Annotated in this window: 16 protein-coding genes; 7 read left to right on the top strand and 9 right to left on the bottom strand. The window is 41.2% G+C overall.

Annotated features, from left to right (window positions below):
* Positions 1-425 precede the first annotated feature (425 nt).
* Positions 426-1,256 carry a carbohydrate ABC transporter permease gene (locus HC643_RS20045; RefSeq protein WP_038081076.1) on the top strand — a complete coding sequence of 277 codons (831 nt, stop codon included), beginning with the start codon at positions 426-428 and terminating at the stop codon, positions 1,254-1,256.
* Positions 1,257-1,386: 130 nt separating this feature from the next.
* Here HC643_RS20045 and HC643_RS20040 read toward each other — a convergent pair whose 3' ends face one another.
* Both HC643_RS20040 and HC643_RS20035 read right to left on the bottom strand, forming a co-directional pair.
* Entirely contained in the window at positions 1,387-2,088 is a 702-nt protein-coding gene (locus HC643_RS20040) for a sugar transferase (protein ID WP_038081078.1), read from the bottom strand.
* 244 nt (positions 2,089-2,332) lie between these two features.
* Entirely contained in the window at positions 2,333-6,862 is a 4,530-nt protein-coding gene (locus tag HC643_RS20035) for a hypothetical protein (RefSeq protein ID WP_038081079.1), read from the bottom strand.
* Between the two features lie 560 nt (positions 6,863-7,422).
* Between HC643_RS20035 and HC643_RS20030 the strand changes: the two genes are divergently transcribed.
* The 3 genes from HC643_RS20030 to cobT all read left to right on the top strand — a co-directional run bounded on the left by HC643_RS20030 (position 7,423) and on the right by cobT (position 10,342).
* On the top strand, positions 7,423-8,121 hold the full coding sequence (locus HC643_RS20030; protein ID WP_038081081.1) for a Crp/Fnr family transcriptional regulator: 699 nt from the start codon (positions 7,423-7,425) through the stop codon (positions 8,119-8,121).
* A 54-nt stretch (positions 8,122-8,175) separates the two neighbouring features.
* A complete protein-coding gene (locus tag HC643_RS20025; protein WP_038081082.1) occupies positions 8,176-8,847 on the top strand; it encodes a DUF2232 domain-containing protein in 672 nt (223 codons plus the stop codon).
* 313 nt (positions 8,848-9,160) lie between these two features.
* The gene (cobT, locus tag HC643_RS20020; protein WP_038081084.1) at positions 9,161-10,342 is read left to right on the top strand and encodes a nicotinate mononucleotide-dependent phosphoribosyltransferase CobT; all 1,182 of its coding nucleotides are present in this window, start codon (positions 9,161-9,163) and stop codon (positions 10,340-10,342) included.
* A gap of 305 nt (positions 10,343-10,647) precedes the next feature.
* Here the strand turns inward: cobT and HC643_RS20015 are convergent, their stop codons facing one another.
* Positions 10,648-11,025, bottom strand: coding sequence for a hypothetical protein (locus HC643_RS20015; protein ID WP_038081085.1), 378 nt, complete (start codon positions 11,023-11,025; stop codon positions 10,648-10,650).
* 342 nt (positions 11,026-11,367) lie between these two features.
* On the opposite strand from HC643_RS20015, the gene HC643_RS20010 reads away from it, so the two are divergent.
* On the top strand, positions 11,368-12,510 hold the full coding sequence (locus tag HC643_RS20010) for an extracellular solute-binding protein (RefSeq protein ID WP_038081093.1): 1,143 nt from the start codon (positions 11,368-11,370) through the stop codon (positions 12,508-12,510).
* 62 nt (positions 12,511-12,572) lie between these two features.
* On the opposite strand, the gene HC643_RS20005 is transcribed toward HC643_RS20010, so the two are convergent.
* Both HC643_RS20005 and HC643_RS20000 read right to left on the bottom strand, forming a co-directional pair.
* On the bottom strand, positions 12,573-13,070 hold the full coding sequence (locus HC643_RS20005) for a hypothetical protein (protein ID WP_038081087.1): 498 nt from the start codon (positions 13,068-13,070) through the stop codon (positions 12,573-12,575).
* A 545-nt stretch (positions 13,071-13,615) separates the two neighbouring features.
* Positions 13,616-14,986, bottom strand: a complete 1,371-nt coding sequence (locus HC643_RS20000) for a sensor histidine kinase (protein WP_237265908.1) — start codon at positions 14,984-14,986, stop codon at positions 13,616-13,618.
* 448 nt (positions 14,987-15,434) lie between these two features.
* Between HC643_RS20000 and HC643_RS19995 the strand changes: the two genes are divergently transcribed.
* Complete coding sequence (locus HC643_RS19995) at positions 15,435-16,157, top strand: Nif3-like dinuclear metal center hexameric protein (RefSeq protein WP_038081092.1); 723 nt, start codon at positions 15,435-15,437, stop codon at positions 16,155-16,157.
* A 3,714-nt stretch (positions 16,158-19,871) separates the two neighbouring features.
* Here HC643_RS19995 and HC643_RS19990 read toward each other — a convergent pair.
* Genes HC643_RS19990 through HC643_RS19980 form a run of 3 tightly spaced genes read right to left on the bottom strand, consistent with a single transcriptional unit; the run spans position 19,872 to position 21,559 of the window.
* A complete protein-coding gene (locus tag HC643_RS19990; RefSeq protein WP_153021478.1) occupies positions 19,872-20,066 on the bottom strand; it encodes a hypothetical protein in 195 nt (64 codons plus the stop codon).
* 23 nt (positions 20,067-20,089) lie between these two features.
* Positions 20,090-21,016 (bottom strand): alpha/beta fold hydrolase, encoded by a 927-nt coding sequence (locus HC643_RS19985; RefSeq protein ID WP_038100305.1) that lies wholly within the window; start codon positions 21,014-21,016, stop codon positions 20,090-20,092.
* Positions 21,017-21,034: 18 nt separating this feature from the next.
* Complete coding sequence (locus HC643_RS19980) at positions 21,035-21,559, bottom strand: DUF4112 domain-containing protein (RefSeq protein WP_038100307.1); 525 nt, start codon at positions 21,557-21,559, stop codon at positions 21,035-21,037.
* Positions 21,560-21,749: 190 nt separating this feature from the next.
* Between HC643_RS19980 and HC643_RS19975 the strand changes: the two genes are divergently transcribed.
* On the top strand, positions 21,750-22,193 hold the full coding sequence (locus HC643_RS19975; RefSeq protein ID WP_038100302.1) for a hypothetical protein: 444 nt from the start codon (positions 21,750-21,752) through the stop codon (positions 22,191-22,193).
* A gap of 69 nt (positions 22,194-22,262) precedes the next feature.
* Here the strand turns inward: HC643_RS19975 and thrC are convergent, their stop codons facing one another.
* Positions 22,263-23,354 (bottom strand): threonine synthase, encoded by a 1,092-nt coding sequence (gene thrC / locus HC643_RS19970; RefSeq protein WP_038081297.1) that lies wholly within the window; start codon positions 23,352-23,354, stop codon positions 22,263-22,265.
* Between the last annotated feature and the right edge of the window lie 60 nt (positions 23,355-23,414).

Genomic DNA, 23,414 nt, shown 5'->3' with positions numbered 1-23,414 from the left:
GGAAGTTTTGACCCTTCCAAAGCGCTATGACTTGTTCGGGAATCTGAAAAAGAGTTATAGAAAAAGAAGTTGTGAAGCACTTTTAGTTCCGTCGCAACGACTGCTGAGAATCCCCCTTCTTCAGATCTACGGTGGTGTACACAAGTCTTATATAGTGCATTCATTGTGGTTTCGATCCCCCCTAACCCCCCGATAAATTGGGGGGAACTTCATTCCAGTTCTCCCTTTTCACGATATTTCATCTCTTTTCTAGAGAGCTGTACACTACCGTAGCTTAAAAAAGGGGGAACTTAATTCCAGTTCTCCCTTTTGACGATGTTTCATCTCTTTTCTAGAGATCTGTACACCACTGTAGCTTCTTCAGACAGGGGAGAGGTCGATGATAGTGTAGATTCAAAGCCACCCGTTTCTTGCGGTATTTGAAAATGATAAAGTCTAAGCTCCAAAATCAGTTAGGGACATATGGGCTATTGGGAGTCATAGCACTAGCAACGTTGTTCCCTTTATTTTGGCTAATCAGTACGGCGTTAAAATCCCCAACGGAAAATATCTTTCAGTCTCCACCGCAGTTACTGCCAAGTCAACCTACTCTCAATAACTTTGTGACGGTTTGGCAAACAAACCCTTTTGGACAGTACTTGTTTAACAGTACTTTAGTCGCAGTGCTGACTGTCAGTCTAAATTTAGTTTTTTGCGCTTTAGCTGCTTATCCACTCGCAAGATTGTCATTTCCTGGAAGAGATTGGATTTTTATTGCGATCGTCTCCACTATTATGATTCCCTTCCAAATCGTAATGATTCCCCTTTATATCCTGACAGTCCAGTTGGGTTTAAGAAATTCTTATTTGGGAATTATTTTTCCTAGCTTAGCTTCTGCTTTTGGAATTTTTCTGTTGCGACAAGCGTTTATGAGCGTTCCTAAAGAAATGGAAGAAGCCGCACGCATGGACGGTTGTTCCGAATTGGGGATATGGTGGCATATTATGCTTCCTGCCATTCGTCCTGCTTTAGTGACTTTGGCAATTTTCGTCTTTATTGGTTCTTGGAGTGATTTTCTTTGGCCTTTAATTGTCATTCAAGACGAAAGTCTCTATACTCTTCCTTTAGGTGTAGCAAAGTTGGCAGGTACATTTTCCCTAGATTGGCGGTTAGTAGCTGCTGGATCGGTTATTTCCATTGCTCCAGTACTGGTCTTGTTTCTGTTTTTACAACGTTATATTGTTCCAACAGAAACTGGTAGTGGCGTTAAGGGTTAATCCGCCTGCGCGGACTGAATAGAAGCCTGTATAAAAATAAAGATAGCACGCACCCTGAATAAGTTAAAATGTTGTCGCTTAGATGGGCAATATTGCCCTTCCGGATGATGTAGCTGAAATGCGATCGCCTTCAACAGGCACCTTTCTTGTTCACGACTGCTCCAATTGTTTTCACAATCAGATACAGATCGTACATCACCGACCACTTGCGCTGGTAGGCAAGATCCATGCTGACTATAGTCTCAAAGTCGGTAATACAGGAACGACCATTGGCTTGCCATTCTCCTGTAATCCCTGGTTTCACTTGCAATCTTTGCCAGTGGTGGACATCATAGTTGACAACTTCATCGGGAGTCGGTGGACGAGTCCCTACTAAGCTCATCTCTCCTTTGAGGACGTTCCAAAATTGAGGTAATTCGTCTAAGCTTGTGCGTCTTAAAAATTTGCCTACTTTTGTAATTCTAGGATCTTCAGTTGATTTAAATATGTGACCCTTGGCTTCGTTTTTTACCAAGTGCTTAAGCCGATCTGCATCCACTATCATGGAACGGAACTTCCAAATACGGAATTTACGTCCATTAATACCACAACGTATTTGACTGTAGAAGAGGGGACCTGGATCGTCTAACTGGGTAGCTATGACTACGGGGATTGCTACTATAGCTGTAATCAACAACCCCACAATAGCTCCTAAAATATCAATTAACCGCTTGATGATACTTGTAGCGGAGGGGTGTACGGGTTGGTGTGGAAACTCAACTGAATTATATTGACTGAAAACGCCTACATCAATAGATTGGCTTTCTGTTTTATCGGATGTACAAGTAGACACGGGAGGAGTAGTTTTTATCTACGGAGATTTATATAGTATTAATATAGACCAGTAATGCTTTTAAGTGAAAGGTCACAACTGAAATTTTATATAATCTTTCAGATAGGGAGGAGTATTTAAACTTTCTGTATTTTTAGGGTTTAGACATTGGGAATTGCAGAGAAAGGAGAGGAAGTAGACAAGATAGATAAGGAAGAAACTTCGATCTTGTCCTCCTTGTCTCCCTTGTCCTCCTTGTCCCCTCTTACTGAAGGACGCCTATAGCAAAATTAACAGTGTAGGGTTCATCGAGTGATTGGCGGGTACTGGCTTTGATGGCATCAAGATAACGAGCGATCGCTTGCAGTTGCTGAGTATTGGGACGATAGGTGAGACTTCCTTGCTTTTCAAACAGTGGTGCAGCCGAGAAGGCTTGATAATCGGGATTCTCAGATGAACCCGGAACAAGCCAGGTCGCTTCAGTGCTTGTTGGTACTAAACCCGGTGGAAGTTCGCCTTCTAGAAAAGCAAGCAAGCGTTGCTGACAGTTGCGCGTGTTGATACCGCGATTCTCAAACAACTGAATGATTTCTCCAAAAGATACCGGTCGAGTTGGCAAGATTCGCAGCAATTCCGTGAAGAGGAAGTAATCAGTGTACTGTTGTCTGGAAACTTCTAAGACTTGAGGATGCAGGGGAAGCACGGCTAAACCGTATGCAACCCGGCTGCAAGTGGGTGAACCGTTTTCACCGAGGTACAAATCTTGGATAATCCTGGCATTTGGTAATTTTTGACGCAGCCACCGACTGACAGCTCCTAAGGAAGCAACCCCTCCCGTTAAGATGGCTTGATTGATTGCTTCTGTGGGTAAGCCTTTAGCAACTAACAATCTGTTGAGTTCTCGATTAATACGGCGTACAAAGGGGACAAACACCTGGCTCTCTAAGTCTCGCCGCTGCAATACCCATTTTTGATCGGCTAATTCTAAGGTGAAGGATTCTTGGTGTTGTAGGATTAACTTGAGAGCAACAGCTGCATCCACAACTGCTTTTCCTAACAACGAACTTTCCAGACGTTGCTGCAAACGCACTCGTTCTACCAAATCGGGTTCTCCCGGTCTTGGCAAAGTTAATTCTTCTAAACCCAAGCTAGAAAAACTCATTCGATCTAAGCCAGGAACGGCGGGTTGCCAATGCCAGGGGTTGCTGCTCACCGGTTTGCTCTCGCTTTGATTGTCAGTACGCGGTTGTCGCCATTTTGGTGGAAGTAGCAATTGGCAAATAATATCTTGCTCGATTCCCGAACCCGCATAGGTAAAACCGTGGAGCATGAAATCGTTATGGGTTAAGTCTTCTAAATTGTCTGGCAAATCAACCAGCGCCATTTCTGTTGCGTCGGCTCCAATATTAATGACAAGAGTGCTACCGTTTAAAGGACGATCGCTGGTTTTTGCCAAACGAGTCCCTTGGCGACCCTTGATTTTGACAATCTCCCCATTAGCACCATCTAGTTCGCACAGCAAACAGGCGATCGCTTCTTCTACAAAGAAGACTTGTTGTGAGTGCTTTACCAGTTTGCTTGTGAGTATCGCTTCTCTAATATTAAAGCGATACTGTTCCGACCAATTCGACGGGCAATTACAAATGACGCCCGTCACGCGACTCATAATGATCCGGAAAATGTCTTGCTCTATACCAACAGCAGCAGCCGTTAAACCTAAAGTTGTGCTGCTGCGGTCTGCCATTAAGGTTAACAGCAGTTTTGAAAGCGATCGCACAACCCAAACCAAAGGAACTGTAGAAAAGTCATTTAACTGCAAAATCGGTTCCCATTTTTGTTGTTCGTTTTTGTAAGGAAGGGCGATTTGCAAATACGGTTTTAACTGCGCTGAAAATAGGTTGTGCGATTGAGTTGCACCCCCTTGGGAACTTCCACCTTCACTCTCAGATAACTTTTCTTCACCCACAGCCGCAGCTGGCGTTTGCTCGTGGGAGTGAGAATTCTCTGTTTCATTAGCATTTACAGAAGCCGTTGGTAAATAAACTTCTGCAGGTAAACGAAAAGACCGCGCACTTGTCTCTGGTTGATTTTCTGCTATCCAGTAGAGAGGATAAACCTCGGTTGTAGAGCGATTTAACAGTGCAGCAGAAATTCCAGTTGTCCCCAAATCAATTCCTAAATACCAAACTGAGTTAGCAGCTTCAAGTGTTACCTCTTTATCATCTGTGGAACGAGAAATGGAAACTAAAGAACCCACAAGTTGTTCTTCTGTCGCTTCATTTTTTTTTTCAGTTGCAGCCACCAATTCTTTTTCTGCGATCGCTCCCGACTCAGTCCCTGTCGGTTGTGGAACTTCTGGCGGGATAAGCCGACTTTGTGCATTTTCTCGATTTTCTAAATCCTGAAGAGGTTCGAGCAGAGAATTGAGTTCTCCATCAAAACTCGCCAAATCCTGCTCCAATTGCTGCAACTGGGCTTCTTCCAATGAAATATCAGCAACTTCCGCAGATTGATTTTCCTCCTGCAGTAGCAAACTTTCTTGTGGAGAAGCGGGAATATAACTTTCTTGAGAAGAATCAGCATCACGATTATCGATGATGGTCACTGAAGGTTGAGCTTCGGAAGTGGCAATTTCTGTATTTTTTGGTATAATAGGAGACTCTTCCAAAACCTGTTCGCCATCACTCGTATCATTTAGTAAGTCAGTTAAGGCTGTAATGATATCAGCACTGGGCGGTTCATCAACCATAAAAGTTGCTTCATCGCTCACTACGCTATCCACCCCTGTAATTTCCACAGGAATCTCTTGTCTTTCCTGAGTGTCGGCATGAGTAAGATTCAAAAGTTTTTTATCCGAACCTTCCACCCAAGGATCTGGTATCGAAGTGGTAGAACCAGCAGGGACTTCTTGATTTGTGGGCTCGGCTGGTTGGATTGTGTCGTCTGTAATTGACTCTTCTTTGAAATCCGTTACGTTACCCTCTACCAAATCCATCGCATTCGGTGCTTCAAAAACCATCTCGTGTAAGAAAGTTTCTGAATCGAGTTGTTCTCCATCTGTTGTTGAGGGTGGAGTTTCCGTGAATAAGTCATCTATAAAATTTGTTGAGTTTTGAACCTCAGGAATCCTCTCCTGTGGTGCTACCGTTGGGATTGGATTTGTGGTTGCGGGTGGAATTTGCGTAGATGAGGATGGCGTCACATCTGTAAATAACTCATCTACAAAATGTGTAAACTGATTGATATGAGGAGTAATTTCTGGTGGAACTACCTTTGCAATTGGATTAACTTTTGGAGAAGAAGTTTTTGTGGGTGGGGAGGATGAAATACCCATAAACAACTCATCTATAAAATTTGTTGCCTTTTTAACATCTTTAACCTCCACAGGAACTTTCCGTGATGGGACTTCTGGTTGCACTTGAGCAATCACAGGTGTAATGGGAGAATCAGCAGACTCGTCCGTTACATCTACTTGACTCAGTGATACGTTTGTTACTACATTTGTTTCCCTAGGGGTGATATCTTTTGCCTCATTTGTTGCGACATTTGTTTCCTTAGGGGTGATATCTTTTGCCTCATTTGTTGCGACATTTGTTTCTCGATCGCGTACCTCATTTTCAAACAGACTGGCATACAGGCGATCGACTTCATCCGGTTCTGTTTGAGAAATATCCAGTTCTCCGCTATCAGCAGTACTATAACTAACTAAGTTTTTTTGCGTGTCTCGCTCGAGAGGAGATTGGACTGCACTTATAGTTTCTGAGGTATCAGCGTCCTCATATACCTCAAAGTCTGTCTGGGTCGCAATAGCAGTATTTGTGGGTGAGGATAAAGTTTCAACTGGCTTGGCTTCTAATAACTCAGGTATTAACTGTTGAGATAGGGTGGGCTTTAAGATTTCCTCGTTTACATCATTATTAGATGGTTCGCTCTCATAAGTGTACTGCTGTAAATGTTGTGTTAAATTACCAATCAAACCCGTCAGTAACTGCTCTCCCTGGACTCCTTTGCTGTGCATTCTTGCAAGAGCTTGTGATAAAGACTCATGATAAGTGTGGATGTTGCGCTGTAGAGAGTCAAAAACAACGTTCACAGTTCCATCAAGTGCTAGTAACTTTTGATCGAGTTCTCGGGCGAGTCTTGCTACCTCCTCAACTCGATCTGCTGAGTGCAGTGAAAGTGCTGGAGTAGAAGTTGTGATGGGCTGGACATAACTTCTGGGACTAAGCGTAGCAGAAGCATTGTCAGTACTGGGAATGGATATTTTTTGAGAATTAGTCTCATTTACAGGAGACGTTGAACCAGTGACCAGGCGATTCTTAAGCACCTGCAAGAATTCTGAAATCATGTGCTCTTGATTCGCCACTTGTTGTGCTAAGGAGTAGTTATGCAACCGCCTTTGTTCTAATTGCCTGATTTCCTCCACAATATTTGCCCGTTCTTGCAGCAGGGTTTGCAATTCTGCTTGCAAAGGTGCCAGAAAAGCTGAAAATTCTCCTTTCACAGTAGAAGTATCGGCGGTTTCCTGTTGTTGAAGTTCGTACTGCTCCACAGGAGATGTTTGGGCAGTTTCGTCTTGTCCTGCATATCTTGCAAGCAAGCGAGATTGTTGTATTTGTTGCTCGCGTTCCTGTTCGTCGCTTTCAGCCAACCTGACTAAAAAATTTCGAGTTTGTTCTAAAATCTGTCGGGGTTCTGACGCTTGACTCGAGAGAAACCGAGACAGTCGCTTGTTAGTCAGTAAGCGGTCAATATCTGCAATTAAGGTTTGAGTTTCTGTTAACCGGGAAGTCACGTTAAGTTACCTTATATAGAACTGTAAGTTGGGTGATATTAGGAAGTGCTGTACAACTGTTGCAATTTATGTTATTCGTGAATAGCGGCGTCTATCAATATGATGTGTCAAAAATTCGCCTACTTTGAGAGAATAGCTTAACAGCTCGCTGCGGTTTCGGCACACAAAAAGTGTTCTTAATCGGCAAGTTGACCAAATCTCGCTCTGTACGCTGTTATTTTTCTCTCATCTTTATATTTTTGTTGCGGCTCGCTGTTAGAAATCTTAGGTTACCAAAAATAAACGATCTTGAGTATCATGAGTGTAGTTTATCTACAATGTAATGCGAGAGCGCTTGTATCATTGGTGACCGTTGAGAAAGGCGCGTTTGCTGCATAAGATTGTTGGAAAAACTTTACTCTAATTTAATAGTTGGGTAAACATTTTTTATAAGAGTCATTCCGACTGCTATATCGTGTAACATAGTTTAGCTTTATATTGAGTGGCTTGTGCTTTAATAGCATATGCTTACAGAGGAACTGTTATATTTTGCTGCTTAACAGTACAGTAAAGATTTTGTGATGGAAGAAAGGTATAGCTTACAAGCACCTGGCAATTCCTGGATGAACTTGGCTCCCTTTTTTCAGGGGCTGCCAGAAACGGTCGTAGAACCTGCGCTCACCCATCTTGTGACCCGCACTCACCCAGCAAACCAAGTTATTCTATTGGAAAATGATTGGGGCGGTTCTGTGTATTTTATTATGGAGGGCTGGGTAAAAATTCGTACCTACAATTTAGAGGGTAAAGAAGTGACGCTAAATATCCTTGGAAAAGGAGAATTATTTGGCGAAATGGCAGCCCTTGACGAAGTACCTCGTTCCACCGATGTAATTACACTGACTCCTACAGTAATTGGCAGTATGCCATCCCAGGATTTTCTCAAATTGCTTTATACAGAACCTCTGGCTGGAGTCCGATTGGCACAACTGATGGCGCGGCGATTGCGCCAAGTCAATCGGCGGCTGCGATTGCGGGAATCTGACAGTCAATCACGAGTGGCAGACACATTGCTGTTTTTGGCTGAAGGACAGGGCAAAAAGGCACAAGCGGGAACAGAAATTCCTAATTTACCTCACCGAGAATTGAGCAGTTTAAGTGGATTAGCGAGGGAAACTGTCACGCGGGTCTTAACAAGGTTAGAAAAAAAAGGTCTGATTAGACGAGAGCAAGATGTTATCTGTATTCCCGATATATCAGCTTTGGAACGAATGATTGTTTAAAGTGATGGGTGACCGGCGACTGGTGAAGAACTGGTTGCTGATAGCTAAAAATGGATGTTTGATGAATTGATGGTAAAGAAAAACGATTTAAATCAAAATTCTATGAAATTGGAAGCACCACTAAGAGTGGTGGAAACAGCATTTTTGGCTAGCACTGCGAGCTTAATTTGGTTTATTAATTTTTACTTTCCTCTAGGACCTGTTTTGCGGATATTTTTCCCCGTACCTATCGCCTTAGTCTACCTTCGCTGGGGTAGCAGGGCGGCGTGGATGGCAGCTCTGACTTCTGGTTTGTTGCTTTCAGTCCTCATGGGACCAGTCCGCAGTCTTCTCTTTGTAATGCCCTTTGCGTTTATGGGTGTTCTTTTGGGCGCAACTTGGACTCGCCGCGTTCCTTGGATCGTTTCCATTAGTTTGGGTACGCTACTGGGAACTTTGGGGGTATTTTTCCGAGTGTGGTTGCTGTCTGTACTATCTAATGAAGACCTCTGGATTTACGTAATCAATCAAGTGACGGATTTCATCGAGTGGATATTTCTCAAATTAGGTATTTTGTCCAGCCCCAGCGTATTCTTGATTCAAGTCGGCGCGATCGCTCTGATTGTCTTGAACAATTTTATCTATCTATTTGTAGTACATTTGGGCGCATGGCTGCTCTTGGATCGCTTGGGAAACCCAATTCCCCGCCCTCCACGTTGGGTACAAGTTATTTTAGATTACGAATAATTGTTGGTTGTTAGTTGTTGGTTGTTCTACTAACCACGAACCACTAACCAAACCATATGATTCAATACGGTTCAGATAAGACTCGATCCCCTCTAGCCTCCGAGCGCTCAACTGCGGTGGTGTACACAAGTCTTCTATGGTGCATTAAAAGCGGTTTCGATCCCCCCTTAAAAAAGGGGGGAACTTCATTCCAATTCTCCCTTTTCACGATGTTTCATCTCTTTTTTAGAGATCCGTACACTACCGTAGCTGGGGTTGGGGGGAGATGGGGGCTCTTCAAGGATGAGTATTGTTAACTGAACCGTACTGCCATATGATTCGCATTTATACTCAAATTGAGCAAGCTAAGGAATGGATGACTAAGTATCGAGGTTGTCTACCCGTGTTTGCTTGCATTCTAGGATATACTGACACTTGTTTGATCCCAGGTATTTCTGCGGCTGGTTCAACGCCAGAGGATAGAAAATACACTGCTTGTGCAGACGCTGAGTTTTTATACTACGGTACTGGTGTAAAACCCAAGTATCCCTTACCTCCACTCATAGCTGGAGTGTCTCCCGTCTTCATTACCCGTGCTGTGGTTGAAACACTAAAAATACCAGTATATATATTTAATGCTGGTTTGCCCCAGTCCCCTCCTGTTCCTGTAATAGATTTGGGCGGTTCTCCAGCCAAGTGTTTGAGCCAAGGTAAGGCTATGGATATTGCAACAGTCCATCACCTATTGAAGCAAGGGATGGAATGGGGCGAACGCTTAGCAAATCATGACCGAAAAGACTATTACATTTTAAGCGAGTGCGTTGTTGGAGGAACGACAACTGCTCTAGCAATATTGACTGGCTTGGGTGTACAAGCCGTTGGAAAAGTTAACAGCAGTCACCCTGTTTGCAATCACGCTCAAAAGTGGGCGCTTGTGCAAGCTGGTTTGAAGAAGATGGAGAGAGCAAAAGAGGGAGGGAGCGAGAAAAACTTCCCTCACTCTCTCACTCCCTCACTCCTTCACTCCCCAATTGATCCCCTAGAACTTGTCGCTGCAGTGGGAGATCCCATGCAAGTCGCAGTTGCTGGAATGACTCTTGCTTTAAGTCGCAGCTGTGGTGTTTTGCTTGCAGGTGGAACACAAATGCTGGCAGTCTATGCTTTGATTTGTGCGATCGCACAAGTGTATGGCTTACCTTGGCAAGTTGAAGAAGTCATTGTGGGAACAACCCGTTGGGTAGCAGAGGACTCAACAGGGGGAACTATTGAATTAGCTGAACTTATTGGTAGGGGTAGCAATACTCCTTATGAATTATTCACTCCGCCTTTACTGGCCACTGAATTAAGCTTTGCTGAATCTTGTTACGAGCAACTGAGAGCTTACGAAAAGGGTTTTGTAAAAGAAGGTGTAGGTGCTGGTGGTTCTTGCATTGCGGCTTATCTCTACCAAGAATGGCAACAACACCAACTTTTGCAAGAGATTGAAAAACAAATAAAGTCCGCCTACGGGGACTAGTAGTACGCCACGGAAAATTTGACAGATTGGGTCGATCGAGATTCGCGACTTCTTAAAGAAGTCGCGGCTCTTGTTGCTCTCAAAATCAATATGGTTAAGTACTCGTGTAACCCCGTTTTTTGAAACTATCTGGGCGGGCTTTACTTACATGCGACGACTAAAAGTCTTTGAGCTTTAATTTGTGAAAAAAACCTGTTTTCTGAATTTAAACCTCGGGGATCGTTGCTAATAGACGAATTGACTCAAATGGGGAAATTTAGAAGATTCAGTTAAAACTCAAAAGTAAAAAGTTAATTTGGTTTTCATTAAGAGCTTATTCTTTTAAGAAGTAATTGTTCTTCTAAAGCTGCTATGCGGTTGTACGCTGCTGTTAATTGTGCTGTCAGACGTTGAATTTGAATTTCTGGTGTTATTTGTTTATCCCCAGCTTGAAGGTTGCTATCTGAATAAATGCCATCGGCTATGACATCCTTATGTTCGAGTTCTGAATTGAAAATGGAATGTCCTTTGAACTGGTGACGGCGATCGCTACTGTTTTCCAGGAAATTATCCCTTGACTCTTCTTTTGCCAAGCTGCAATCTGATAAAGCTTGAGAAACCTTACCATCAAGCTGCTCAATGACCTGGTAGAGGGCATCCAATTTTTGACTCAATGTCAGGACTTGCTTTTGTAATGGCTCCATGTAATACCCTCGTCCGCTTATTTCTCTCTATGTTATAAAATCTCCTGGCAATATTAACTATATTTATGATTTTTTTAACTTTTAATATTTTCTGTTGAAATGCATTATTTAAATCTTTAATTTGAAATATTTCTACATAATTTCTTAAAGTGTTACTGACCCTTTTTATGTAGAAAAATGAATGTCTACAATTGAAGACATTATTGTCCCAGACACTTACGGGCATTTGCCCTAACTGGTCACCGCTCGCCAGTCACTGTTAAACTTACACTGGAAGTTGCAGCAAAGCGGTAACTGATGGCAGTTTTAACTGAAAGTTCGGGCATCTCAAATATAAAATCAATGGAGCGAAGGTCTTTTTTACTGAGTACAAGTGCGCTAGCACTGTCACAACTGCTGATTGGATGCAGTGAACATAATCAAGCAACACTCAACGTACAGTTGTTAAAAGGTTCTATTCCCGGTCAAGTGGTCAGTCAATTTAGCCGGGGATTGAAGGCACAATTAAAGTTTGCTCCGGTAGAGCAATTAGAAGACTTAATTGAGAAATTGAAAGATTGGCAGAAGAAAACAAATACCAAGGAACCAGAATGGGGAATTTCCTTACCTTTCATGAAATCTAATCAGAAATCAGCTATATCTGACTTAGTGACGATGGGAGATTTTTGGCTAACTCAGGCCATTCAAGACAAACTCATTAAACCATTAGAAGTGGCAAAAATAAAGCATTGGTCTGCTTTACCCAAACGGTGGCAAAACTTAGTAACGCGCAATGACAAAGGTCAGATTGATTCTAAAGGGAAGGTTTGGGCGGTCCCTTATCGTTGGGGGAGTACGGTGATTGTTTATCGGCGTGACAAGTTCCAAGAATTGGGATGGACACCAACAGATTGGAGCGATTTGTGGCGAAATGACCTACAAGGACGTATTTCGGTGTTGGAACAGCCAAGAGAAGCAATTGGTTTGGTTTTAAAAAAACTGGGGCAATCTTACAATCAGGAAAATCTTGATAAAGTTACGAATTTAGAAAAAGAACTAGTCTCACTAGATCGACAGGTAAAATTTTACGGTTCAACAAAGTATTTAGAACCCCTAATTACTGGGGACACCTGGCTGGCTGTGGGTTGGTCAAATGATGTTGTCCAAACACTTGGGCGTTATCCCCAACTGGCTGTAGTTGTTCCCAAATCTGGAACCGCAATCTGGGCTGACCTCTGGGTAAGCCCCGCAGGTAAGGAAAATGAAGATCTACTATACCAGTGGGTTGATTTTTGTTTAACTCCTCAAGTTGCTCAAGAAATATCTTTGCTTACCAAAACGAATTCTCCGGCGATCGCAAATTTACCATCATCCGATATGCAAGAGTCATTACGTAATCTATTACAGATGAATACTGACGTTTTTGATAAAAGTGATTTTTTACTTCCTCTATCACCAACAGCCACGGCTCAGTATCAAGCCTTATTTGCTCGCATTCAAGGGTAGGGGAATAAGTCGGAATTCGTAATTGTACTTTTCATTACGAATTCCGAATTGCGAATTCTGACTTATTTTAACCCCAGCTTGCTTTGAAGATTCATGTCTATTCTGCACATAGCTGGACTCGCACTAAAATTACACGTATAGGTTGCCAGTCGTTCTTGTTGATAGTTAAACACGCGCATATTGTAACCATAATTGCGTGCGACTGTACCCAAACGATTTACGAAATCATATCGTTCTAGATAATCTAGCAAAGTCCAAATTTGTTGATTAACGATCAAGTCAATTCTGGCGGGTTCTGCACCAGAAACTGGATATGCTATCCAGTTATCTAGGAGTTTGTTTTCCGAATTTTCCTTTGCCAACCACAAACTAGGAACTGTCAAATTCTCTTGCTCGATGGTGTTAGCCGTAACAACAGAACCTGTGGGACTGGCCAATAGATTTAATTCCAACGGTTTGTCAGAAGCTAGTGGAATGGGTGCATTTTCTGCAAATGCCGGTTGATTTGGCAGTGAAACTGCAGTTACCCAGATACTTAAAAGTAGTGCAAGCTGGCGCATTGTTGAATAAAAAAGTAGAATTCACGGGGAGGTCTTAGTAGTTATACTCACAGTTTTTGACAAAGCACAACTTGGTGCTTTTGAAATGAGTTTCCTCCCTCAGTATAAGACAGAACTTATCCAATTAAGTTTCGTTTTTTCTGTTGGTTTTGAAATAATAAATCCGTGCTATATAATGCAATAATTGTGCAAGCTACAGAGATTTTAGAGAGCAATTAAATTGCGTAAAAATACTGAAGATAGTAAAAATTCAAGTTTTATTTATAGCAGGTGAGATGGCATCACAAGTAATACCTGCGCTTCCCACAGTAGTATTAGTGTTGTAGAGTGGACGATGATGAGCATTGTGAGCTTTTTGGCAGTCATTGTCTTGGTCACTCCTTACTGGGGTCCGCCACATTAATTCTGATAGGTGAAACGATTTTTCCTCTCTCGTTCCGGTGAATCTAGCACAGAATGCAAACTGCGAGGCTGAGCTTCCCTTAAGGTATTCCCAGGCGGAGCTACCAAAACGAGGTGATGCCAAGTTTTGAGAGCCCTCAAAATCAATGTGGTGAACTACTTGTTATTGGTAATTCAATAACAAAAGTCGTTCCTAAATGGGTCTCTGAATGACACCAAAGTTTTCCTTTATGTTGGTTCACTACAATTTGATAGCTGATAGATAATCCTAAACCTGTTCCTTTACCAGGAGATTTGGTTGTAAAAAATGGATCGAAGACTTTCTGTTGGATGCTTGGCTTGATTCCACAACCATTATCAGCGATATTAATGACAGCATAGTCTTGTTCTTCCATATTTTGACTCTTTTCATTATATTTTTTTATACAAGTAGAAATTTCTATTATTGGTTGTATAACCTTAATCGCTCCATCCAACTCTATTTCTTTAGTGTGGATTTCAGCTAAAGCATCAATAGCATTGTTAAGAATGTTCATAAACACTTGATTCAGTTGACTGGGATAACATTCTATAAGGGGCAGATCGCCGTAGTTTGTGATAACTTGAATTTCTCTAGTTTCGTGTTGTTGTAAACGATGGTGCAAGATCAACAGCGCACTATCTATACCTTCATGAATATTAACTTTTTTGAGCGTATCTTCACCGAGACGGGAAAAATTCCGTAAGGAAAACACAATTTGGCTAATGCGTCTCGCACCTGCTGTCATGGAAATTAATAATCTGGAAAAATCTTCTGCAATAAAATCTAATTCAATGCCGTCTCTTTTTTGTTGAATTTCTGCTACAGGGTTGGGGTAATATTGCTGGTAGAGTTTTATAAGCTCTAACAAACTTTGAGCATAGATCTGAGCGTGTGCGACATTGCCATAGATAAAGCTAACGGGATTGTTAATTTCGTGAGCAACTCCTGCAACTAATTGCCCCAAACCTACCATTTTTTCATTATGAATTAACACACTTTGAGTGCGAGTGAGTTCTTCTAAGGTGATTTCTAGCTGGGTTGCTTTTTCTCGTTCTTGTTGCGAAACTATTCGTAAAGCTTCTTCTATCTTCTTTCGCTCATTAATTTCTTGTTCTAGTTCTAAGTTGATTTTTTTTAAAGACTCTGGGCTCGGAAGAGCAAGTGCTAAAGGAACTAACGGTACTAGAGTGATTGCAGTATATAGCGAAATAATAGCAGTTAGGGCTTTCAACAATCCACTCACCCAGTAAATTGGATGCCAAAGTGTCCAGATCTCCATAACATGGGTAGTACCACAAGCAACAATGAATGTTCCAAACAGCAAAAAAATTCCAGGAAACGGTAAATCTTGACGCTTGCGGACAAAATAGCAGAGTACTAATGGAATTGAGTAATAGGCGATCGCAATACAGCTGTCTGATAAGATATTTAGCCAAACTAATCCAGGATTCCAAAGATAGCAATGACCGTGAGGAATAAAAGCTATAGGCATAAACAATTTGTAAAACATCCAGTATTAAGTCAAGAATGCAATTGTGTTTTATCTAAGTACCTGTTTTTCTCTGCTTCCTCCTAGCGAGCCTAAGGGTATAAAGAATTTACTGCAACTGCATATCTAGCCATAAAATTAAAAGAAGTTAAGCGACCAAAAGGTTTCTATCTAAAAATGTCTATCGTAAGATATATAGCAGTCCTCAATGAAATATAAAAATAAGAGTGAAGACTGCTAATGGCTAATAGCTAATGGTCAAAAAGCAATTAGCTATTAGCAATTCAAATTTTTTTCAAATGATTGAGGATTGCTATAGCAATATTATATAGTTGCTGAAAATTATGAAAGTAAAAAAATTCTGATCTTTTTAGAGACTGATTCTCTTACTCTCAGGAATGTTACAATAAATAGCGTTTTCTCATGTTTAAGTACAACCGTTAAATTACTGATGATTTTTGAACTTAACTCTCTTTTGTTAGAAGAGATAGCAGAATTCCTAAATGACTCTTTGGATATTGATAAATATTCCCAGGAAGAGCAAGGGGGTGTGTATGTCCCTTCAATACGTCCTATCAAGCGTTTGGGTTTAGTGCTAGAACCTTGGACGGAGTTGCAAGAATGGGTGGACGCAGAAAATTTAGATGCTCTGTTCTTACATCGACCTTGGAAACTTCAAGCAAAACAACTTGCACCAGATATCGGTGTTATCTCTTATCATTTGGCATTTGATGAACGTTTAACACTCTCATTTAACCCAAAATTGGCGAAAATACTGAAAATGTCTGAATTGGAAGTTTTGGGTGAGAAACAAAACAGACCTATTGGAATGATTGGAGAAATTCCAACGCAAAGCTTTGCTGAGTTGTGCGATCGCATCAGTCAAATTTTTGGTGGATACGAGCACATACGTGGAGTTGATAACCATCACAAAGTCCGAAAAATTGCTGTTGTCGGTGCAATGACAGACGAACTGGTACGAACAGCAACAAATCGCGGTGCAACAGCCTACGTTACCGGACAGTTACGCAAAGGGGCTGATGTTGCATTGCAAGAAACGAAAATGAATGCGATCGCTGTCGGTCATCGCCGTAGCGAAATATCGGGTTTGTGGGCGCTTGCTAGATTGCTGCACGAACGCTGGTCTAGTCTTGAAATTGTCTGTGCTTCGTGAAGAAGGCAGAAGTCCGAAAGCAGAGAAGCAAAGGTAAGAAGAGCATATGGATTCAACCGCTTCTAAAAATTTTGACAAAGTTACCTACAAGCAGACAAAGTTGTACAAAGTGAGGTTAGCGGTTTATCTCACTAATTGTTTGAAAATTAGGACAACAGACCATTTACAAATTTTTATAAATAATTTTAAATACATTAAAAAAATATTTTTTTAATAAAAAAGTATTGTATTTAACAGTCTTTAATTAATAGAAGAATTGCCAAAATGGCAACTTAGACATGAATAAGCTCTATACATTAAAGACAGTTAAAGATGGTAAACGACTTCAAGGGTGTTATTATCAGGGTGTATCACATATTCAATTATTTGTGATACACTTTTCGCCAATAAAGAAGGTAGACGGAGTCAGAACAGCTAGACGAAGAAATGTATAAATGGCTGAAATCCCTACCAATAATCAAGCTTCAGTAGTAAAAAAAGAGGGGGAACAAGAAAGGGACTAATATGCTTGCTCCCACTTTTTTGTCTTATAAATTCTTTTTGTTAATTGATAACAGTTTAAAGACCAATACTTGTCGGTTAAGCCTAAAAATGCGAAAACACGTAGTAGCGCATCTAGGTTAATTTGTTGGGTAGAAATTAATCGGTTAATGAGTCTGTGATTCTTTCCCCCCAGCTCCCGTGCCCCCTGCCCCAGAGCAGCCTCAACCTAACATTTTCAGGTGGATGCGGTAGTAGGTTGGGGAGTCACTCGCGTGCCCAGAGCAGTGCGGTCTTAGGGAGACAGTGCGTTGCGGTGAATCCAGAGAAAGTAGGGGGGTTTCCCGAGACCACCGGGACTGGTGTGAACCCGGAGGGAGGTTTCCTCCGTTGTTCGCGCAGCGTCTTTGCAGGAGATAGCACCTGTCGTTTTTGCCCAAGAGGAGCAACTGCTCTGGGTTTCCCCCCAACCCCACTTCGTGGGGACCCCTAAGCCCCCCGTTGAGCGATGTGGCCTTTGAGGAACGAAACCTAACATTACAGGCATTTGTTGGTTTTGTCCAACCTACAAAAATTCGAGAGCCCTTGCAGTATTGGTTTAAAGACTGTTAAAGAAAACTGACATATGAGGGGTATTGCCCTGCATTCTTAGCAATAAACATAATGATATATTTCAACATAGTTAATTCATTTCATCTCATGAAAGAAGTTGAAAGAAGTAGTTACATATATTCTCATCTGATTTTGTAGTGTATTTAACGTTTTTTAGACTTCTAAGAAACGTGCCAGAGTGGCACCCAAGAAAAAAGTTAATGCAATAAATTAAAAACCATAAATGACATCAGATGGTTCTTTTAAAACTAAAAAAGATATCCAATAACCTCAATAAAACCTACTGAAAAAGCGCACTCAGAAACGCAACACATATCTAAAATTGATATAGGAAGCCTAAATCATTTATGAAAATTTTTAAGTGCTGTAGGGTGAGTAATGCCTACCACATGAGACTTTTGGTGGGCATTACCTATCTTACATAACAGTTCAAAAATCAATTAGGAATTTTATAGACATCCCGTGTCTGAAATAGAAAATCTTCTTCAAAGAAACAAGTGTGCATTTGTCGCAACAGGACTGGTAGAGACATTGTTAATTACAGAAAGCCCCCTAAATAACTGACAACATCTCTACTGATTCCGCAACGCTTCAGCGACAAATGATGAGTGGGAGCATCACAGCGATTGGTATGCTGGCTCCCACTCTTTTTTTAGAGAAAAGAGACCTTTCGTTAATTACTAACAATTAAAATCCCGTACAAGAAGAATGATAAATGAGGGGTAATGCCCTGCATTCTCCATCAAACTAGAAATGATATATTCAAGATAGTTGAGTCATCTCATGTCAGGAAAGAGGCAATTCTGCTCCTCTTATTATCTGAAATTGTGATGAAATTAACAGTTAGATAAATGCTAAAAAGCTTGCCATACTGGCAACAAATACCAGAGACAATGAACTAAATTAAAGATAAGAAATAACGGCAAAGATATGAGTCAAAAATTAGGATATCTACTCCAGGAAGAACTCAGACTGATATGATGAAATTCTTACTTCAAGAGAATCAATTGCCGAAAACAATCCATCTTCTTCAAAGAAACAAGCGTGCATTTGTCGCAACAGGACTGGTAGAGACATTGTTAATTACAGAAAGCCCCCTAAATAACTGACAACATCTCTACTGATTCCGCAACGCTTCAGCGGCAAATGATAAGTGGGAGCATCACAGCGATTGGTATGCTGGCTCCCACTCTTTTTTTTGGAAATATTTTTCGTTAGTTACTAACAATTAAAAACTTGTAAGAGAAGAATGATAAATGAGGGGTAATGCCCTGCATTCTCCATCAAACTAGAAATGATATATTCAAGATAGTTGAGTCATCTCGTGTCAGAAAAGAGGCAATTCTGCTCCTCTTATTATCTGAAATTGTGATGAAATTAACGGTTAGATAAATGCTAAAAAGCGTGCCATACTGGCAACAAATACCAGAGACAATGAACTAAATTAAAGATAAGAAATAACGGCAAGGATGTGAGTCCAAAATCAGGATATCTACTCCAGGAAGAACTCAGACTGATATGATGAAATTCTTACTTCAAGAGAATCAATTGCCGAAAACAATCCATCTTCTTCAAAGAAACAAGCGTGCATTTGTCGCAACAGGACTGGTAGAGACATTGTTAATTACAGAAAGCCCCCTAAATAACTGACAACATCTCTATTGATTCCACAGCGCTTCAGCGGCAAATGATAAGTGGGAGCATCACAGCGATTGGTATGCTGGCTCCCACTCTTTTTTTTTGGAAATATTTTTCGTTAATCACTAACAATTAAAAACTTGTAATAGAAGAATGATAAATGAGGGGTAATGCCCTGCATTCTCCATCAAACTAGAAATGATATATTCAAGATAGTTGAGTCATCTCGTGTCAGAAAAGAGGCGGTTCTGCTCCTCTTATTATCTGAAATTGTGATGAAATTAACGGTTAGATAAATGCTAAAAAGCTTGCCATACTGGCAACAGATTCTTCAGACAATGAACTAAATTAAAGATAAGAAATAATGGCAAGGATGTGAGTCTGAAATTAGGATATCTATCCTAGGAAGAAGTCAAACACTATCTGACGTACTTCCAACTCCAAGAGAATCAATTGCCAGAAACAATCCATCTTCTTCAAAGAAACAAGCGTGCATTTGTCGCAATAGGACTGGTAGAGACATTGTTAACTACAGAAAGCCCCCTAAGTAACTGACAACATCTCTATTAATTCCGCAACGCTTCAGCGGCAAATGATAAGTGGGAGCATCACAGCGATTGGTATGCTGGCTCCCACTCTTTTTTTATGTTTTTATCAATTTTTTTCATTTATAAATAATTGCCAAAATGACCACTAAAATAAGAGAAATTAGTTAAATTAAAGAAGGTAAACGACTTCAAGGGTGTTATTATCAGGGTGTATCACCTATCAAAATTATTTGTGATACACTTTCTACATAAAATATAAGTAAAATTTACTGAAGGATAAGTCGGTTACACTTACAGAAATGAAACGTTCGGGCATTCATTTGTTGTAATAGAATCCATAGAAAGGTTATTGTTAAGTACAAAAATTCACCTAAAGAATTAACAAGATCTATACATTGTAACGGCGTAGCCGTTATTTTCATTCAACCTGATACTTTTAAAAATTGTGTAAGCCTTCCCGCTTGTCTGACGTATTTTGTGTGTAGTCTAGTCTTAATTGAAGCCCCGATCGCGCCACAAAGGTATGCGTCCAACCGACATCCATATTCCACATTTCATAGCTGTCAGTACAAGACGTATGAGTTTGTAGTTGCACTGTTTGTGCCTTCGACACGCCTAGCGGCGAATGCATACATCGCAACTACAAACTCGGTGCTAGCTATTTCTTAAAAATTCAAGAATTGCTACGTTCACATCTTTTGCAGCACCAAAAGATGCATCATGACGGCAGTTAGGCAGAATTTGTAACTTTGCGTTAGGCAGATATTGGCACAGTTTCGCCCCATCACTTGCAGGAAACCACGTATCTTGTTCTCCCCACAAAACAAGTGTGGGACATCCGATTGTACTGAGGTTATTTTGAATATTAGCAAGAAAACTGGGTTTACTAGTTTGCAAATGCTCAATTTCCCTTGCTGCTAATTGTAATTCTTCCGCTACCTTTGCAAGCGTACCGGGAAGCTCAATATAGGGGTAAGTTATCCAATAAACGTCTTCCTGAGTAAGTATGGATGGATCGAACAGAACACCTCGCCTTTCTACTGCCATAATTTCTCTAACGATTGGCGCAAACAACAGTGGTACTCTCAAGGAGTCAATGATTTGTACTATCTCTATAGGCATTTGAGAAAGTAACCACATTCCCCAATGAGGTAAACGTTGGGCAAAGATCGGCACATTCAGTACCACCAGTCGCGCTATTAGTTGGGGATTTTTTTGTGCAAGCGCTAGAGCAATTAATGCGCCTAATGATTCTGCCACAAGAATCACGGGTTCATCACATAGAGAACGAATAATTCTCTCGAACTCAATAACTTGATGACCATTCTTTTCTTTACGAGTCACTGCTTTTTCCGAAAAACCATAACCTTTTGCATCAAAGCAGATAACTCGAAAATGTTTGGATAATGTATCTACACTGGAACGCCAATTGTAACTCCAGCTACCAACACCGTGCAATAAAAACAGGGGTTGACCCGTACCTTTTTCACCATAAGCGATTTGTACGGGATACCCATTAGCATCGGTAATAATCAGACTTTGCCGACCTTTAGGAAAAGTCGCTTCCCACCAATCTTTCATCAATTATTTTGTACTCATCTAATTGCCACTTAAAGATCTCAGCAGAGTTTCAAGCAAGGTTCCAAACAGCCTCATTAGTATCACGGCAAATGCTACCAGTCCAATAGTAACAATGAACAATATAGTTAACACACCAAACACAAACCACTTGTCTGTGCTTTTTCTCTGTCTGGGAAACTTTAAGTGATCTTCTAGTAGTCTAATGTTGTACTCATTAGCTGTCCAGGCAAAATCAAACAAGTCTCCTACTACCGGTACAGCACCTAATATTCCATCTATTATTATATTCAAGACCATTCTGCTTATCGTGGCTGCTGGCGCTCCCGACCTAGCTGCTTCTAGGACTATGTATGCTGAAAACATAATTCCTAAAAAATCACCCCCAACAGGTATCAATCCCAAAATCGGATCTAGACCAAAACTAATCGGGGTTCCCGGAATGGTAATTGCTTTGTCCATGACACGGCTTAGCTGACGCAGCCGTTTTAGAGTCGCTGCTTTGGCATCAGAGTTCATAATGGGATAGTGAGGGGGTTGAGACATTGTCGCGATCGCATTTCTGTATATTAAACAGCTCGCCATTGTACTTCTTAGCAGCCACAGTTAATAGATTTACTGGCTGCACGTAATAAGTTGTTACGGTCAACGGTCACTCATTTTGGAAACAAATTTGCGTATCTTCATATTTATTTGTATAAAGAATACACTGTATAAATAACCTTAATTTCCTAATATGGCTCAAGAATTAACACCACAGTGGTTAGCAGAAATCAAAGCACTCAAACAACAGATAGCAGAACTGCAAGTAGAACGTGATGCTGCTTGGCAAAGTGCAGAAAAATGGCGCAAGCTCTACAATACTGAAGCAGAACAGCGTCGTTCCGATGCTCAAATGGCACAACAAACAATAGAGTCGTTAAAAAAACAAATAGAGCAAATCAAGGGTATTGAGGCAGAATTACTTGACGATCCAACAGCTATAACAGCCATTCAGCAAGAAGTCGAACAGATTCAATCTGTTGGGGAGTTAAAAACCCAACTCATTGCTGTTATTAAAGAACGCGATCGCATACTTCAAGTCTTAAAAACCGAGCAAGACAACCACTCCCAGACACGGAAAAGCTTGACTACCGCTTTAGGTGATGCCATAGATCGATTAACAAGGGAAAGAGGATGAATTATGAATTATGAATTATGAATTATGAATTATGAAAATACAATTCATCATTCATCATTCATAATTTTTTCAAAAGCCCATTGCCTCTGCCACAGCTTTAAGTTCCGGTTGAATACCCTGTTTAAATTGACTGGAACTGTGTTTAATAGCTGTATCTGGGTCTTTTAGTCCGTTACCGGTCAAGACACAAACCACTGTCGCCCCTGTGGGAACTTGGTCTTTGACTTGTAATAAACCAGCAACAGAAGCTGCACTAGCAGGTTCGCAAAAAATCCCTTCTTCTGATGCCAATAGCCGATAAGCTTCAAGAATTTCTGTATCAGTTACAGCGTGAAAACTTCCCATGCTGGCTTGCTGAACGGCAACTGCTTTCTCCCAGCTTGCGGGGTTACCTATACGAATGGCTGTGGCTATGGTTTCTGGATGCGATACTGGCTGACCATTCACCAGAGGTGCTGCACCTGCAGCTTGAAAGCCCATCATTTGGGGTAAGCGATCGCATTTTCCTTCTTGATGGTATTGACAAAAACCCATCCAATATGCTGATATATTTCCCGCATTGCCTACGGGGATACACAACCAATCGGGGCTATCACCCAAAGTATCAACTATTTCAAACGCAGCTGTTTTCTGTCCTTCCAGACGGTAGGGATTTACCGAGTTCACTAAAGTAATTGGATAGCTGTTTGCCATATCGCGCACGATTTCCAGCGCCCGGTCAAAATTCCCTTGAATTGCCAGAACTTCTGCCCCATATAGCAATGCCTGTGCTAATTTGCCCAGTGCAACGTAGCCATCTGGAATAATGACAAAGGCACGCATTCCTCCACGTCTGGCATAGGCTGCTGCCGCAGCTGAAGTATTGCCCGTGCTTGCACAAATAACAGCTTTTGCCCCAGCTTCCTTTGCTTTGGAAATTGCCATTGTCATTCCCCGGTCTTTAAAACTACCAGTTGGATTCAGACCGTCATATTTCACAAACACGCGAACCTGTCTGCCAATACGTTCTGCAATTGAGGGAACTGGAATCAAAGGAGTATTACCCTCTAGCAAAGTCACTACTGGTGTATTTTCAGTGACAGGCAAGTATTGACGGTAGGCTTCTATTAGCCCCGGCCAGGGTTGGCGGTATGATTTAGCAGCAGTCAGGCTTAGAGTCACGGTACTTAAAAACTTTTATTTTTAGCTGAGATGGTAACCAAAGAGCGATCTACCCTTATT

This window comes from Tolypothrix bouteillei VB521301 (assembly GCF_000760695.4).
GTDB lineage: Bacteria > Cyanobacteriota > Cyanobacteriia > Cyanobacteriales > Nostocaceae > Scytonema > Scytonema bouteillei_A.
The sequence above is the reverse complement of the archived record's forward strand: the minus strand, read 5'-3'. Positions and strand labels throughout refer to the sequence as shown.

Bases quoted from the DNA above. Each gene is read 5' to 3' on its own strand.
- HC643_RS20045 (WP_038081076.1), top strand. From the start codon at position 426: ATGATAAAGTCTAAGCTCCAAAATCAGTTAGGGACATATGGGCTATTG.
- HC643_RS20030 (WP_038081081.1), top strand. From the start codon at position 7,423: ATGGAAGAAAGGTATAGCTTACAAGCACCTGGCAATTCCTGGATGAAC.
- HC643_RS20025 (WP_038081082.1), top strand. From the start codon at position 8,176: ATGTTTGATGAATTGATGGTAAAGAAAAACGATTTAAATCAAAATTCT.
- cobT (WP_038081084.1), top strand. From the start codon at position 9,161: ATGATTCGCATTTATACTCAAATTGAGCAAGCTAAGGAATGGATGACT.
- HC643_RS20015 (WP_038081085.1), bottom strand. From the start codon at position 11,025: ATGGAGCCATTACAAAAGCAAGTCCTGACATTGAGTCAAAAATTGGAT.
- HC643_RS20010 (WP_038081093.1), top strand. From the start codon at position 11,368: ATGGAGCGAAGGTCTTTTTTACTGAGTACAAGTGCGCTAGCACTGTCA.
- HC643_RS20005 (WP_038081087.1), bottom strand. From the start codon at position 13,070: ATGCGCCAGCTTGCACTACTTTTAAGTATCTGGGTAACTGCAGTTTCA.
- HC643_RS20000 (WP_237265908.1), bottom strand. From the start codon at position 14,986: ATGCCTATAGCTTTTATTCCTCACGGTCATTGCTATCTTTGGAATCCT.
- HC643_RS19995 (WP_038081092.1), top strand. From the start codon at position 15,435: ATGATTTTTGAACTTAACTCTCTTTTGTTAGAAGAGATAGCAGAATTC.
- HC643_RS19990 (WP_153021478.1), bottom strand. From the start codon at position 20,066: ATGCATTCGCCGCTAGGCGTGTCGAAGGCACAAACAGTGCAACTACAA.
- HC643_RS19985 (WP_038100305.1), bottom strand. From the start codon at position 21,016: ATGAAAGATTGGTGGGAAGCGACTTTTCCTAAAGGTCGGCAAAGTCTG.
- HC643_RS19980 (WP_038100307.1), bottom strand. From the start codon at position 21,559: ATGTCTCAACCCCCTCACTATCCCATTATGAACTCTGATGCCAAAGCA.
- HC643_RS19975 (WP_038100302.1), top strand. From the start codon at position 21,750: ATGGCTCAAGAATTAACACCACAGTGGTTAGCAGAAATCAAAGCACTC.